13 protein-coding genes and 1 pseudogene are annotated in these 13,506 nt (G+C 73.1%); 9 read left to right on the forward strand and 5 right to left on the reverse strand.

Annotation, left to right across the window (positions count from 1 at the left end):
- Nucleotides 1-69 precede the first annotated feature (69 nt).
- Entirely contained in the window at nt 70-453 is a 384-nt protein-coding gene (locus tag V7E46_RS21805) for a hypothetical protein (protein ID WP_333769992.1), read from the forward strand.
- Between the two features lie 304 nt (nt 454-757).
- Here the strand turns inward: V7E46_RS21805 and V7E46_RS21810 are convergent, their stop codons facing one another.
- Entirely contained in the window at nt 758-1,645 is an 888-nt protein-coding gene (locus tag V7E46_RS21810) for a LysR family transcriptional regulator (RefSeq protein WP_333769993.1), read from the reverse strand.
- A 395-nt stretch (nt 1,646-2,040) separates the two neighbouring features.
- Between V7E46_RS21810 and V7E46_RS21815 the strand changes: the two genes are divergently transcribed.
- The 4 genes from V7E46_RS21815 (at nt 2,041) to V7E46_RS21830 (ending at nt 4,988) form a co-directional block, all read left to right on the forward strand.
- Nucleotides 2,041-2,799 carry an SDR family NAD(P)-dependent oxidoreductase gene (locus V7E46_RS21815; RefSeq protein ID WP_333769994.1) on the forward strand — a complete coding sequence of 253 codons (759 nt, stop codon included), beginning with the start codon at nt 2,041-2,043 and terminating at the stop codon, nt 2,797-2,799.
- Between the two features lie 63 nt (nt 2,800-2,862).
- On the forward strand, nt 2,863-3,273 hold the full coding sequence (locus V7E46_RS21820; RefSeq protein ID WP_329181029.1) for an RNA-binding S4 domain-containing protein: 411 nt from the start codon (nt 2,863-2,865) through the stop codon (nt 3,271-3,273).
- Between the two features lie 3 nt (nt 3,274-3,276).
- Nucleotides 3,277-4,152 (forward strand): RNA polymerase sigma-70 factor, encoded by an 876-nt coding sequence (locus tag V7E46_RS21825; RefSeq protein ID WP_333769995.1) that lies wholly within the window; start codon nt 3,277-3,279, stop codon nt 4,150-4,152.
- 149 nt (nt 4,153-4,301) lie between these two features.
- Entirely contained in the window at nt 4,302-4,988 is a 687-nt protein-coding gene (locus V7E46_RS21830; protein WP_333769996.1) for an alpha/beta hydrolase, read from the forward strand.
- A gap of 19 nt (nt 4,989-5,007) precedes the next feature.
- Here the strand turns inward: V7E46_RS21830 and V7E46_RS21835 are convergent, their stop codons facing one another.
- Nucleotides 5,008-5,397 carry a VOC family protein gene (locus V7E46_RS21835; protein ID WP_333769997.1) on the reverse strand — a complete coding sequence of 130 codons (390 nt, stop codon included), beginning with the start codon at nt 5,395-5,397 and terminating at the stop codon, nt 5,008-5,010.
- A 60-nt stretch (nt 5,398-5,457) separates the two neighbouring features.
- Here V7E46_RS21835 and V7E46_RS21840 point away from each other — a divergent pair, with 60 nt between their 5' ends.
- The 4 genes from V7E46_RS21840 (at nt 5,458) to V7E46_RS21855 (ending at nt 9,138) form a co-directional block, all read left to right on the forward strand.
- Nucleotides 5,458-5,886 carry a MarR family winged helix-turn-helix transcriptional regulator gene (locus V7E46_RS21840; protein WP_333769998.1) on the forward strand — a complete coding sequence of 143 codons (429 nt, stop codon included), beginning with the start codon at nt 5,458-5,460 and terminating at the stop codon, nt 5,884-5,886.
- 325 nt (nt 5,887-6,211) lie between these two features.
- Nucleotides 6,212-7,402: an acetyl-CoA C-acyltransferase gene (locus V7E46_RS21845; RefSeq protein ID WP_333769999.1), complete on the forward strand. Its 1,191-nt coding sequence runs from the start codon at nt 6,212-6,214 to the stop codon at nt 7,400-7,402.
- Nucleotides 7,403-7,558: 156 nt separating this feature from the next.
- The gene (locus V7E46_RS21850) at nt 7,559-8,425 is read left to right on the forward strand and encodes a metallophosphoesterase family protein (RefSeq protein ID WP_333770000.1); all 867 of its coding nucleotides are present in this window, start codon (nt 7,559-7,561) and stop codon (nt 8,423-8,425) included.
- Nucleotides 8,422-9,138, forward strand: coding sequence for a 4'-phosphopantetheinyl transferase family protein (locus tag V7E46_RS21855; protein WP_329181043.1), 717 nt, complete (start codon nt 8,422-8,424; stop codon nt 9,136-9,138). Before V7E46_RS21850 ends, V7E46_RS21855 begins: the two co-directional genes overlap by 4 nt.
- A gap of 81 nt (nt 9,139-9,219) precedes the next feature.
- Here the strand turns inward: V7E46_RS21855 and V7E46_RS21860 are convergent, their stop codons facing one another.
- From V7E46_RS21860 to V7E46_RS33950, 3 genes and pseudogenes are all read right to left on the reverse strand, one after another.
- Complete coding sequence (locus V7E46_RS21860) at nt 9,220-10,272, reverse strand: LacI family DNA-binding transcriptional regulator (protein ID WP_329181045.1); 1,053 nt, start codon at nt 10,270-10,272, stop codon at nt 9,220-9,222.
- A gap of 131 nt (nt 10,273-10,403) precedes the next feature.
- Nucleotides 10,404-12,086, reverse strand: coding sequence for a galactose-binding domain-containing protein (locus V7E46_RS33945; RefSeq protein WP_443054297.1), 1,683 nt, complete (start codon nt 12,084-12,086; stop codon nt 10,404-10,406).
- A 900-nt stretch (nt 12,087-12,986) separates the two neighbouring features.
- Nucleotides 12,987-13,472: pseudogene (locus V7E46_RS33950) on the reverse strand (discoidin domain-containing protein); the annotation flags it as partial.
- Between the last annotated feature and the right edge of the window lie 34 nt (nt 13,473-13,506).

Genomic DNA, 13,506 nt, shown 5'->3' on the forward strand with positions numbered 1-13,506 from the left:
CGTCCGCGCCTCACCGGAAATGCGCAGAACCGGACAGCGGCATCCCCGCGCTACGGAAGGACACCACCCGTGAGTACGGCACCCGAGCAGCCCGCAGAACCTTCGGCCCAGGTCACCGTCACCCTCGACAGCTGCGCCAAGGAGGACGCCGGCACTGTGCTCGACGTGCTGCGCGCCAGCTTCACGGGTGACCGCGCCGCCGAGGACGCCCCAGGGGAGGCGCCGGATGGCGGCCCGATCGTCTGGTCCGCGACCTTCGACGTGTCCCGCACCCTGGCGGAGCCGGGCGGGGCACCCCGGCTCATCGACCCGGTCACCCTGACCGCCCAGGGCGGCTACCGCGCGGTCGACCGCCTCCGCCAGGGCCTGGCGGAATCCTTCGCCGTCACGGTCATCGGCACGGCCTCGGGCGACCAGGAGCAAGAAGCCGGCTTCCGCCTGGAAAACCGCTGACCCTGTCTCCCCCCGACCCGGCGGCCCGCCCCGCGGTGAGCTGCCCCGCCGCGCAGTTCCCCCCCCGCCTTCGAAGGCCGCGCCCTCCCTCCCAGAGGGCACCCCTTGGGGGCGCGGGGACCTGTGCGGGCAACCACGGTGTGCCGTAAGGGCGATCGGCCCCGCCAAGTGGCACTCACCCAGGGGCGCGGGGAACCGCGCGCCCGGCCGGGACGGCGGTTCAGGCGGCGGGTCGCCGGGGACGCGAGCACGTAAGCGCTCAGCGCAACCGCCGAGGACTCGGCAAGCCCCGCAGGGGATGGGTTCAGGCCGGTCCGGCAGGGCGCACCGCCTCGGTGAAGGCGCGCACCCGCGCATTGGCCCGGGACGCCCGCCACACCGGCCCCCACTCCAGCGGCGGCGTGTCGTGGAACGGCACGAAAGCCACGTCGGGCCGCGCGTGGAAGCGGGCGGCGTGCGCGCCGACGGGGAAGACGCCGAGGCCCGCCCCCACCAGCGTCAGGGTCTCCTGGAGGGTCGCGGCCGACCGCCCGACCGGTATCGGCCGCCCGGCGGGCGTGACGCGGGGCGAGCCCGGCTCGCGCCAGTGGTCTGGCAGCGAGCACGGCGCCCGCAGCAGCTCCGTACGGGCCAGGTCCTCCACCGAGACCGCCGTGCGCCGCGCGAACGCGTGCTCCGCCGGCACCGCGAGCAGCCGCGGCTCCGACAGCAGCACGGGACCGTTGGCCAGGTCGGGCCCCGACAGCGGCAGGCAGGCGATGAGCACGTCGAGCCGGTCGGCCCGCAGCCGGTCCAGCGCCTCGCCCATCTGCACCTCGTGGCTCCGCACCTCGCACTCGGGGTGCCGCGCGGCGAACCGGTCGGTGGCCTGCACCAGCAGCTGCCCGGCCGCGGCGCCGACGAAGCCGACCCGCAGCTCCCCCGTCACCCCGCGCCCCGCGGCGACCGCCGTCGCCAGCGCGCCCTCCAGCCGTTCGAAGGCCGGCCGCAGGTCGTCGTGCAGCCGCGCGCCGATCGGCGTGAGCATCACACTGCGGCTGGTGCGTTCGAACAGCGGCGCGCCGACCCGTCGCTCCAGCTTCCCGATCACCTGGCTGACCCGCGCGGTCGTCACCCGCAGCCGCACCGCGGTGCGCCCGAAGTGCAGTTCCTGGGCGAGCGTCAGGAACGCCTCGATCTCGTACCGCTCCACCGCAGGCCTCCTGTCGTACCCGTGCGTCAAATCGTACGTAACGAACGCCGAGCGGACCGATCTTGGTCCCTTCGCCGCTGCCCCGCGGGTCGGGGCACGTACCTCACCGACGGCCGCGCCCTTGCCGCCCACGCCCGCGGGACGCGGTGCGCGAGCCGCACGGCCGCGCCGAGCTCGTCGACACCCCGTACCGCTCCGGCCCCGGCCAGGACCCGCGCGACCGCGCCCCGTTCGGCGGACGCACGGGTGATGCGGACGGTCAGGACCGAGAACGTCCGGTTCACCGGCGAACCCGGGGCGGTCTCCGGCGGTTGACACGACCGGCCCGTGCTGCCTAGCGTCATATCCGTATGTGACCAAAGTTCACATGGCGGAACGACTTGGGGAGTGGGACCGTGGCAGAACAGCGTCGCGTCGTGGTGTCGGGCGGCGGCACCGGTATCGGCCGGGCCGTCGCGGCGGCCTTCGCCGAGGACGGCGAGCACGTCACCGTCCTCGGCCGCCGCGAGGACGTCCTGCGCACCGCGGCCGGGGAACTGAACGGCACCCACGGCGAAGGCCTGGTCGACCACTTCGCTGCCGACCTCGCCGACCCCGCGCAGGTGCGCGACGCGGCGGCGTACATTGCCGCGGGCGGACAGGTCGACGTCCTGGTCACCAATGCCGGCGGCAATGTCGCCGCCGGCATTGGGGACCAGGACGGCAGCCTCGAAAGCATCGCCGACGGCTACCTGCGCAATTTCCACGCCAACGTCCTGACCGCAGTCCTGCTCACCGAGGCGCTGCTGCCGCACGTACGCCGGCCCGGCGGCCGTATCGTGCACATGTCGTCCATCGCGGCCCTGCGCGGCCCCGGCTCCTACGGCGGTTCCAAGGCCGCCGTGCACGCCTACACCTTCGAACTGGCCCAGCGGGTCGGCGGCGACGGCATCACCGTCAACGCGGTGGCACCCGGCTTCGTCGGCGGCACCGAATTCTTCGGCGACCGCGCCACCCCGGATTTCGTCGCCTCCCGGGTCGCCCAGACCCTCACGGGGCAGCCGGCCCGCCCCGCCGAGATCGCCGCAGCCGTGCAGTATCTGGCCGCGCCCGCCGCCGCGTACACCACGGCCCAGATCCTGCACGTCAACGGCGGGGCGGCGCTGGGCCGCTGACGGCGCCCGGGACGGGGGAAAACGACCCTGTGCGGCCACCGCCCGCCGGGTTAGGCTCGGGGCATGGCAGCTGCTGCACAGGAAGGGCCCGCGGGGAGCGTACGGGTCGACAGCTGGATCTGGTGCGTACGGCTCACCAGGTCCCGGTCGCTCGCCGCCGCCGCGTGCCGGGCCGGGCACGTCCGGGTCAACGGGGAGCGGGTCAAGCCCGCGCAGGCGATCAAGCCGGGCGACGAGGTACGGCTGCACCACGCCGGACGCGAGCGGATCGTCGTGGTCTCCAAGCTGCTGAACAAGCGCGTCGGCGCGGCCGTCGCCGCCGACTGCTTCGTGGACAACAGCCCGCCCCCGCCGCCGCGCGAGGACGTCCTCGCCCTGGGTGTACGCGACCGCGGCACCGGCCGCCCCACCAAGCGCGACCGGCGCGAGCTGGAGAGGCTGCGGCTGCACGGCTCCGCCCGTCCCGGAGGCTGACCCGTGGCCGCCGTCACCGCCGACGCGCCGGTCTTCGAGCAGCACCGGGCGCTGCTGCTCGGCCTGGCCTACCGGCTGCTCGGCAGCATGTGGGACGCCGAGGACGTCGTGCAGGAGGCGTATCTGCGCTGGACCCGCGCCGACCGCGACGAGGTCCGCGAACCGCGTGCCTACCTGCTCACCGTGGTCTCCCGGCTCGCCCTGGACCAGCTCCGCTCGGCCCGCGTCACCCGTGAGGCGTACGTCGGCCCGTGGCTGCCGGAACCGGTCGACGCCGGCGAACTCGGCCCGCTGGACACGGCGGAGCTGCGCGACACCCTCTCGTACGCCACTTTGCACCTCATGGAGCAGCTCACCCCGCCCGAGCGGGCCGCCTTCGTACTGCGTGAAGCCTTCGAGATGCCCTATGACGACATCGCCCGGATCGTCGGCGGCACCGCCGCCAACTGCCGCCAGCTGCACCACCGGGCCGCGACCCGGCTGGCCGCCGTCCGCGGCGACCGCTTCCGGCCCTCGGACGAGGACCACTCCCGGCTGCTCACCCGCTTCCTCGACGCCGCCCGCGGCGGCGACCTCGACGCGCTGACCGGCATGCTCAGCGAGGACGTCGTCGCCTGGAACGACGGCGGCGGACGCGCCCGCGCCGCCCTGCGCCCGGTCACCGGCCGGGACCACGTCATCGCCTTCGTCCTCGGCCTGGTCAGCCGCTACCCCTTCGGTGAAACCCGCCTGACCGAGGCCAACGGCCGGCCCGCCCTGCTGCTCGCCGTCGACGGCCACGAGCAGGTCACCCTGCTCGACATCAGGGACGGCGTCATCCACGCTGTCTTCGCCGTCCTCAACCCCGACAAGCTCACCCGCCTCCCGGACCGGCGGTAGGGCCTGTCGCGGTCCGCCGCGAAGCCACCGTCAGCGCGTGGGTGGAACGAATCCTTCCTGCGGCGGAGGACGGACCCTTTCGCATCCCGTCGTTCCGCTGTCAGCCGAGACCGTCGCGGCTCGGGCGGCGCGGGCGACAGGATCGTCACATGCAGCCGACCTTCGTTCTCGTGCACAGCCCGTCCGTAGGCCCCTCGACCTGGCACCCCGTGGCCGAACACCTGGCGACGGCGGGATACCACGTACGGGTGCCGTCCCTGCTGCACACCGGCGCCGGCGCCCCGCCCTTCTGGCCCCGTATCGCCGGCGCTGTGCGCGACGACCTCCGGCAGGTCCCGGCCGCCAGCCCCGTCGTCTTGGTGGCACACAGCAACGCGGGCCTGTTCCTCCCGGCGATCCGCGCCGGCCTCGACCACCCGGTGGCCGGCTCGGTCTTCGTCGACGCCGCGCTACCCGCCCGGACCGGGCCGACCCCTGTCGCCTCAGCCGAGTTGCTGCAGTTCCTCCGCCCGATGGCCGTGAACGGCATACTGCCGCGCTGGACCGACTGGTGGGACGAGGCGGACGTCGCACCGATGTTCTCCGACCCGATCGTGCGCCGGACGGTCGTCGAGGAGCAGCCCGCGCTGCCCCTGTCCTACTACGAGCAGCGCATCCCGGTCCCCGACGGCTGGGACGACCATCCCTGCTCCTACCTGCTGTTCGGCCCTCCGTACGACGACCTTGCCGCCGAGGCGGGCGAACGCGGCTGGCGGGTGGCACACCTGCCCGGCGCGCACCTGCACCAGATCGTGGACCCCGCCGGCACGGCCCGGCAGCTCATCGCCCTCGCGTGATCCGCTTCCGGTACGCGCCTCAATACGACTGCAGCTCCCACAAGTTGCCGTCCGGGTCCCTGACGTGGGCGGTACGCATCGTCGGCCCCCACTCGGGCCGGGCGGCGGGCCCGGCGACCGGCTGCCCGCCGTGCTGCAGGCACAGCTCGTACCCGGCAGCCACGTCCGCCACCCGGCTGACCAGCATCCCCCGGTCGCCGCCGGCCGCCGCGCTCCCGGTCAGCGCGGCCATCGCGCCCCGCTCGATCAGCGCGAGGGCGCCTTCGGCGCCGACGTCCCAGCTCGCGTACGGGCCGTCCGCCGTGCCACGGGCGAGCTCCGCGCCGATCAGCTCCGGCAGCACGGCGTCGTAGAAACGGAAGGCGGCGGTGAAGTCGCCGGCCAGCAGGCGGGGGTGAAGTGCGTCCATCGGAAAGCTCTCTAATGGTGGGGTCGGACCTACTGTGGGTGCAACCCTATAATACTCACTATGGACGAGCTGGCGATCCCGCCGACACTCACTGCCCTGACGACGTATCTGCTGTCCAGGACCGGTAAGGACGCCCGCGGCCGGCTCGCCGCCGAGCTGTCTGCGCGGGGCCTGCGGCTGTGGCACATGGCGGTGCTCGCCGCCCTCGCCGATTTCGGCCCGCACTCGCAGCGGGACCTGGCCGAGCGGCTCGCCATCGACCCCAGCGACATCGTGAAGGTCCTCGATGACCTCGCGGGTGCGGGACATGTCACCCGCACGCGCGACCCGGTCGACCGGCGCCGCCTGCGGGTCTGCCTGACGCCGGACGGGCGCGCCGCCCTCTCCTCGCTCATCGTCGAGGCCGAGGCGGTTCAGGCCGGCTTGCTGGCGCCTCTCACTCCTGCCGAGCGGGCGACTCTCCACGAGTTGCTCCGCAGGATCTTCTGAACGTGCTCCGCCGGCGCGGGCCCGAGGCGTTCCCGCCGCGCCGGGGGGCGCCCTTCCCCGGCGTTCGGGGGTGGCTCGGCTCCCCTTGCGGCAGGGGGTGCGCCCCAGGGGCGCGGCCTGCCCCCACGGCGCGCGGGTCGTCACCGGCCCGGAGGGACTGTCCGGTCCGCTCCGGACCACCGGCCGGTGGGTGGTTGCTCGCGCAGTTCCCCGCGCCCCTGGGCGCACCCCCTTACGCGGAGGCACCGCACACCCCTCGCCCCCGGAAGCACGTTCGGCCGTGGCGGCGGTCGACCGGGAAAGTTAGCGCTGCTAGTTTAAGGGGATGACCCCCGTAGTCCACTTCGCCGCGGCCCGCCGCACCCCGATCGGCCGCCTCCGCGGAGCCCTCGCCGGCGTCCGGCCCGACGACCTCGCCGCCACCGTCATCCGCGGCCTCCTCGCGGACACGCCCTCGCTCGACCCGGGCAGGATCGACGACGTGTACTGGGGCGCCGCCAACCAGGCTGGCGAGGACAACCGCAATGTCGCCCGCATGGCGGCACTGCTCGCCGGGCTCCCCGACACCGTGCCCGGCGCCACGGTGAACCGGCTGTGCGCCTCCGGCATGGAAGCCGTCACCGCCGCCGCCCGTACGATCGCCGCCGGTGAGGCCGACATCGTGCTGGCCGGCGGCTCCGAGTCGATGAGCCGCGCCCCCTTCGTCCTGCCCCGCCCCGACGAGGCCCTGCCGCGCACGCTCCAGACGTACGACACCCGGCTCGGCTGGCGGCTGACCAATCCCCGCATGCGCGACCTGCACGGCGTGCTCCCGATGGGCGAGACCGCCGAGGAGGTCGCGGCGGCCTACCGGATCAGCCGCACCGACCAGGACGCCTTCGCGCTGCGCTCGCACCGCAACGCCGCCGCCGCCCGCGCGGCCGGCCGCTTCGACGCCGAGATCCTTCCCGTCACCCGCCCCGACGACGTCACGGTCACCCGCGACGAGAGCATCCGCGAGGACACCACCGCGGAGCGGCTGGCCGGCCTCGCCCCGGTCTTCCGGGACGGCGGCACCGTCACCGCCGGCAACTCCTCGCCCATGAACGACGGCGCCGCCGCCCTGCTGCTGGTCAGCGAAACCGCCCTGCACGACCTCGGCCTGGAATCCCTCGGCCGCTACGCCGCGGGCGCCAGCGCCGGGGTCCACCCCGACCTCATGGGCATCGGCCCGGTCCCCGCGACCCGCCGCGCCCTGGCCCGCCTCGGCCGCAAGGCCGACAGCATCGACGCCGCCGAATTCAACGAGGCCTTCGCCGCCCAGGCACTGGCCGCCGTCCGCGAACTCGCCATCGACCCGGACCTGGTCAACCCCGACGGCGGCGCCATCGCCCTGGGCCACCCGCTCGGCGCGTCCGGCGCCCGTATCCTCACCACCCTCCTGCACCGCATGCAGCGCACCGGCGCCCGCCGCGGCCTGGCCACCATGTGTGTCGGCGCCGGCCAGGGCAGCGCCGTCCTGATCGACCGCGACTGACCCGACCTACCCCGGCCGACCCCCGCCGAACGCCACCGACCGCACCCGCACCCACCGCGGCCGATCTCTGACGACCCGTAGGGGCTTGGCCGCGGGGTGACCGTCTGGGACAATCGGTGGCGTCCTGTTGCCGACACCACGACGGGCGGAGTCGCCATGACCGGCCCTGACGGAGCACACCTGCTCGCGATCAGCGACCTGCACGTCGGATACCAGGCCAACCGGCAGATCGTCGAGGAGCTACGGCCGGAGCACGACGACGACTGGCTGCTCGTCGCCGGAGACGTCGCGGAGCGCTCCACCGACATCGCATGGGCGCTGAGCACCCTCAAGCAGCGCTTCTCCACCGTCATCTGGCTGCCCGGCAACCATGAACTGTGGACACCGCCCGACGACCCGGTCCAGCTCCGCGGCGAAGCCCGCTACCGCCGCCTGGTCGACGAGGCCCGCAGGCTCGGCGTGATCACCCCCGAGGACCCCTACCCGCTGTGGGAGGGCCCGCGCGGCCCGGTCGCCGTCGTCCCGATGTTCCTGCTGTACGACTACACCTGGCGCGACGGCACACCCGGCGCCCGTACCAAGGAGGAAGCGCTCTCCCAGGCCCGCGCGGCAGGCATCGTCTGCACCGACGAGATGTTCCTGCACCCCGATCCGCTGCCCGGCCGCGACGACTGGTGCCGCGCCAGGGTCGCCGAGACCGCCCGCCGCCTCGAAGCGCTCGATCCCGCCCTGCCCACCGTGCTGGCCAACCACTGGCCGCTGCACCGCGAGCCCACCGAGATCCTGCACTATCCCGAGTTCGCCCTGTGGTGCGGCACCGAGCTCACCGAGCAGTGGCACACCCGCTTCCGCGCCACCGAAGTCGTATACGGCCACCTCCACATCCCGCGGATCATCTGGCGCGACGGCGTCCGCTTCACCGAGGTCTCGCTCGGCTACCCCCGCGAGTGGGGCAGCCGCGCCGCGGGACCGTCAGGACCCCGCCGGATCCTGTCCGGCCCGCGGCAGGCGGTCCACCGGTGATCGAACACCTGCTGCCGCCCGGCGCGTTCACCCGCGCCGCCTACGGCGACGAACTCGACCATGTGCCGCTGCACCCCGAGGAGACCGCCGCTGTCGCCCGGGCCGTCGTCAAACGGCAGCGCGAATACACCGCGGGGCGCGCCTGCGCCCGTGACGCCCTCGCCCGCCTCGGCGCCCCGCCCGGCCCCGTACTGCGTGACGCCAAACGCGGCGCCCCGCTCTGGCCCGACGGGGTCGTCGGCAGCATCACCCACTGCGAGGGCTACCGCGCCGCGGCCGTCGCCCGTACCAGCGACCTCCTCACCCTCGGCATCGACGCGGAACCCCATGACCGGCTGCCCGAGGGAGTCCTGGACGCCATCGTCGCCACCGACGCCGAACGCGCCGCGCTCACCGCGCTCATGGAGAGCGCTCCCCGAACGCACTGGGACCGGCTGCTGTTCAGCGCCAAGGAGACCGTCTACAAGGCCTGGTACCCCTACCACCACCGGATGCTCGGCTTCCACGAGGCGGAGCTCCTGTTCACCGCCGACCCCGACACGCCCGATCCCGCCGCGCCCGACCGCGGGAGCTACACCGCGCGGCTGCTCATCCCCGGGCCGCTGCTCGCCGAGGGCACAGGACCCGACATCTTCACCGGCCGCTGGATCGTCCGCGACGGCCTGCTGGCCGCCGCCATCGCCGTGCCTGCCGCCCCCGCCCGCACCGACTGACCGCGCCCGCCTGGCCGCGGTGCCGGGCGCACCGGCCAGGCGGGCGCGGATCAGGAGCAGGCCGCGCGGCGGCCGTACCGCTCAGGCCGAGTCCCGCAGCACCAGCGTCGTCTTGAAGATCACCGACCGGGTGTCCTGCGACGAATCGTCGATCAGCGCCATCAGCAGCTTCGCCATCTCCGCCGCCATGTCCTCCACCGGCTGCCTGATGGTGGTCAGCAGCGGCCGGGACGCCAGCGCCGCGCTGCTGTCGTCGAAGCCGATCACCGCGACGTCCTCCGGTACCCGGCGCCCGTGGTCGCGCAGCACCAGCAGCGCGCCCTGCGCCATCAGGTCGTTGGCGACGAACACCCCGTCGGTGTCGGGAAAGCGCTCCAGCAGCTCCCGCATCGCCCGCTCGCCGCCGACCTGCGTGAAACTGCCCTCCACGCTGGGCACGTACGCGTGGCCGTGCTCGGCCATCGCCTCCCGGAAGCCCGCCAGCCGGTCCTGCCCGGCCGGCGAGTCGAACGGCCCGGCGATCGTGGTGATCCGCCGGCACCCGCGGGCCAGCAGCCGCTCCGCGGCCAGCTTCGCCCCCGCCTGCTGCGCCACGTCCACATAGCTGATCGGGATCGCCGTCGACGGGCGCGCGAACAGCACCGTCGGCAGCCCCGCCTCGGTCAGCAGGAACGGCAGCGAGTCGCCCGGCGCTATCGACACCAGCGCCACCCCGTCGATGTGCTCCTGGCGCAGATTGGCGACCAGGGTGTGCCGGGCGTCCTCGGAGTCGGCGAGCATCAGCACCGGATGCACCCCGCGCGGGCGCAGCACCGCCAGCAGACCGCCGACCACCCGCCCGAAGAACGGGTCGCTGAACACCTGGCCGAGGAAGGGGTCGTCGGCCGTGCGGTGGGCCGGCACCGAGAACACCAGGGCCACCGAGTCGGTGCGCCGGGTGACCAGTGTCCTGGCCGCCCGGTTGGGCACATAACCGGTGGCCGCCACCGCCTCCTGGACGATCCGCTGGATCTCCGGGTCCACATTCCGCGTCCCGTTGACCACCCGCGACACCGTCGCCCGTGACACTCCGGCGGACCGGGCGACGTCTTCCAGAGTGGGCTGGCGTGGCCCCGCCGGACGGCTGCTCGTCATGCGTGCAGTTATACCATGGCCGGGAGAGCGCTCTCCGGGTTGCGGCGCAGGCCACAGCACGGATGGGGCGGGGTACGGCAGCCCCCCACAGGCCTGCCGCGCCCCGCCCCGGTCTCATCCGGGCCGGCCGTTCACGCGTAGACCCCGAACTCGTACAGCGAATCGCCGTACGCCGTCCCGCGCTGCCCGATCGTCACCCGTACGTAGCGCCCGGAGCCGCTGACGTCGAAGGTGTCGACGCCGCCCGTTCCGGTCGTGGTCGAGTAGGCGTTGGTCCAGTTGGTGCCGTCGTTCGACAACTGCACCTGGTACGCCTTGCCGTAGGCGGACTCCCACGCCAACTGGATGTGCTTGACCGCGGTACTGGCGCCCAGGTCGACCTGGATCCACTGCGGATCGCTCCAGTCGCTCGCCCACCGGGTGCTCATGTTGCCGTCCGTCGCGTTGCCCGGCGTGCACGGGCAGCCGCCCGTCGGGTCGGTCTGGTACGACGACGCCGTCGTCGGCTTGCCGAGCGCCACATTGGTGCCGCCCACCTGCGGGGGGACCACCCGGAAGGACTTGGTCTCGATCCCGACGTTGCCGTGCCCGTCGTAGGCGTAGACGTAGACCTTCCACACCCCGAGGGTCTTCGGCGCGGTCGCGGTGAACTGCCCGTTCCCGGTCTGCGTGAAGTCCACCTGGTGCAGCCCGGTGCCGTTGTCCACGTACTTCGACGTGTACATCAACTGGTACCTGAGCGGATCGCCGTTCGGATCGGTCGCCGTCGCCGACACCGTGAACTGCCCGCCGGCCGGTACCGCACCGCTGTTCGCGACTGTCATCGAGCTGATCACCGGCGGGGTGTTGGCCTGCGGCGTACCGCCGTAGTCCTTGGCCACCGAGTAGTACGTCAGCCGCTTCCAGCCGCTGGGACGGACGTTGAACCACACACCGCCGAAGTCGTTCTCGTCGCCGTAGTGGAACATCGTCGCCCCGAGGCCGACCCCGGTGTGCCCGACGATGCAGTTCCACGCCGACACATAGGCGTCGCGCTTCTGCACGTCGGTCGGCTCCGTCGGCACCCCGTTGGCGTCGTTGGGCACCTCCCACTCGCCGGCCTCACCGGACTCGGTCACGATGTACGGCTTGCTGTAACCGCCGTTGATCCAGTCCTGCTTCACATTGCACGCCGCGCCGTAGGAGTTGACCGCGTAGAGGTCGAGCGAGGGCGTGTACTGCTTGTAGTACGGCCACGCGCCGGTCCACGCGTCGGTCGACGTCACCGGGTGGTTCGGGTCGATCGCGTGGATCGCCTGCACCACCTGCTCCACGTACTGCGCGTACGCGATCCGCTGCTGCTCGATCGCCGCACCCGAGTAGTGGTCCTGGGTGGTCAGGATGACCTCGTTGCCGACGTCCCACATCAGCACACCCGGATGGTTCTTGTAGGTGGTCACCCAGTTCTTGATGTCATTGAGCGTGTTCGTCTTGTACGCCGTGTCGTTGACGTAGTCCGCGCCCTGGTTGAGCCAGAAGCCGTTGACGACCTTCAGCCCGTACGCCGCCGCCGCGTCCAGCAGCGGTTTGCTGCCCGCGTCGGTGCCCCAGGTGCGCAGCGTGTTGATGCCCATCGACTTCAGGTCCCGCATGTGCGAGTCGGCCGTGGTGTTGGCCGGACCCCACGTCATGCCCTTGACCTGCCACGGCTTGCCGTCCACCGTCAGCTGCCAGTTGCCCTGGCTGCCGGTGACGTGCACGCTGCTCGGCGCGGTCGGCACCGGCGGATCGGTCAGCGGGGCCGGGGCGTTGCCCGTCGTCTGCGAGACCGTCACGTTGTCGATGCTCAGCGCACCGCCCGACGTGGTGTCGGCGGCCGGCGAGGTGCAGCCGCAGACCGCGTCCGGGTACGAACCGCCGATCCGCAGGCTGAAGTCGACGTAGACCCCGTGGTGCACGGCCGCGTTCCAGGTGGACACGCCCACCTGCGACTCGTTGACCTGCCACACCTGGTTGCCGTCGAGATACCAGCGGATCTGCTCGTCCGAGGTGGTGCGGTCGATGATCTCCGAGTAGGTGTGGTAGCCGCTCTGGCAGGCCGTGCACGTGGCCAGACCGCTGGTCAGGCCGTTGTACTCGGAGCAGTTGCCGCCGGGCGCGGTCCCGCAGTGCAGGGTCGCCGACAGCTGGCTGCGCCCGTTGACGTCCTCCATGATGTCGCTCTCGCCGACCGCCGGCCAGGAACCGGTGTTGCCCCGGTAGGCGGCGCCCATCGCCCGGAAGGACGGCCAGTAGCCGAGCGCCTTGGCGACGGAGGGCTGCTTGAGGGTCGCGGAGATCTGCAGCCGGCCGCCGGCCGGCGCGGTGAAGTCGGTGCGCTTGGTCTCGATCCGGCCGGACGTCCACGCCGTACCCGACTTGAGCGCGGTCAGGTTGAGGTGGCCGCCGCCGTCGAGGCCCACGTTCGCCGGGGAGTTGGTGGCCGTGTCGACCTCGCCCGTGCCCCAGGCCGCAGGTCCGCCGGGGTAGGCGGTGCCGGTGTCGGTGATCCAGTCGGCCGCGTTGGGCGAGGTGCCCGCGGCGCCGTTGAAGTCGTCGCTCCACACGGTCGTCCAGTTGCCGGGCGGCGGGGTGCCGGTGCTGCCGCCGTTCGCGCCGCCGTCGCCACCGCCTGTCGTGGTGCCGCCCGTGCCGCCGGTGCCCGCGGTGCCGTAGACCTGGAACTCCCACAGCGAGTAGCCGTAGCCGTTCGCGCGGGCGGTGCCGTACATCCGCACATAGCGGCCGGAGCCGCTGACCGTCAGCGTCTGGGTGCCGCCGGTGCCGGTCGTCGTGGAGTAGATCTGTGTCCAGTGCGAGGCGTCGTCCGACACCTGGATCTGGAACGCGGACGCGGGATTCTCCCAGTTCAGCACGACCTTGCTGACCGTGGAGGTGGCTCCGAGATCGACCTGCAGCCACTGCGGGTCGGCCCAGGCGCTGGCCCAGCGGGTGGTGGTGCTGCCGTCGACGGCCGCGCCGGCGGGGTAGCCGGCGCCCTCGGTGGAGGACGTCGTCGCGGGCTTGCCCTGGGAGAGCAGGGTGTCGGCGGCGTGCGCGGAAGTAGTGGGGCCTGCCAGCGCGTAGACCGCGAGGCCCACGGCCAGCAGCAGCAGGAAGGCGGCGCGCAGCGAAGGAGGAAGGGCTCCTGGCCGCAGGCGTGCCGAGGGTGACGCTCTCATGGCGGGCTCCAACGGTGGGGGGTGGGAGGGGGAG

It is taken from the genome of Streptomyces sp. IBSBF 2435, from assembly GCF_036815005.1.
Lineage (GTDB): Bacteria > Actinomycetota > Actinomycetes > Streptomycetales > Streptomycetaceae > Actinacidiphila.

What these genes read in the sequence shown, in the direction of transcription:
- V7E46_RS21820 (WP_329181029.1), top strand. Translation starts at nt 2,863, where the DNA reads ATGGCAGCTGCTGCACAGGAAGGGCCCGCGGGGAGCGTACGGGTCGAC.
- V7E46_RS21830 (WP_333769996.1), top strand. Translation starts at nt 4,302, where the DNA reads ATGCAGCCGACCTTCGTTCTCGTGCACAGCCCGTCCGTAGGCCCCTCG.
- V7E46_RS21835 (WP_333769997.1), bottom strand. Translation starts at nt 5,397, where the DNA reads ATGGACGCACTTCACCCCCGCCTGCTGGCCGGCGACTTCACCGCCGCC.
- V7E46_RS21840 (WP_333769998.1), top strand. Translation starts at nt 5,458, where the DNA reads ATGGACGAGCTGGCGATCCCGCCGACACTCACTGCCCTGACGACGTAT.
- V7E46_RS21845 (WP_333769999.1), top strand. Translation starts at nt 6,212, where the DNA reads ATGACCCCCGTAGTCCACTTCGCCGCGGCCCGCCGCACCCCGATCGGC.
- V7E46_RS21850 (WP_333770000.1), top strand. Translation starts at nt 7,559, where the DNA reads ATGACCGGCCCTGACGGAGCACACCTGCTCGCGATCAGCGACCTGCAC.
- V7E46_RS21860 (WP_329181045.1), bottom strand. Translation starts at nt 10,272, where the DNA reads ATGACGAGCAGCCGTCCGGCGGGGCCACGCCAGCCCACTCTGGAAGAC.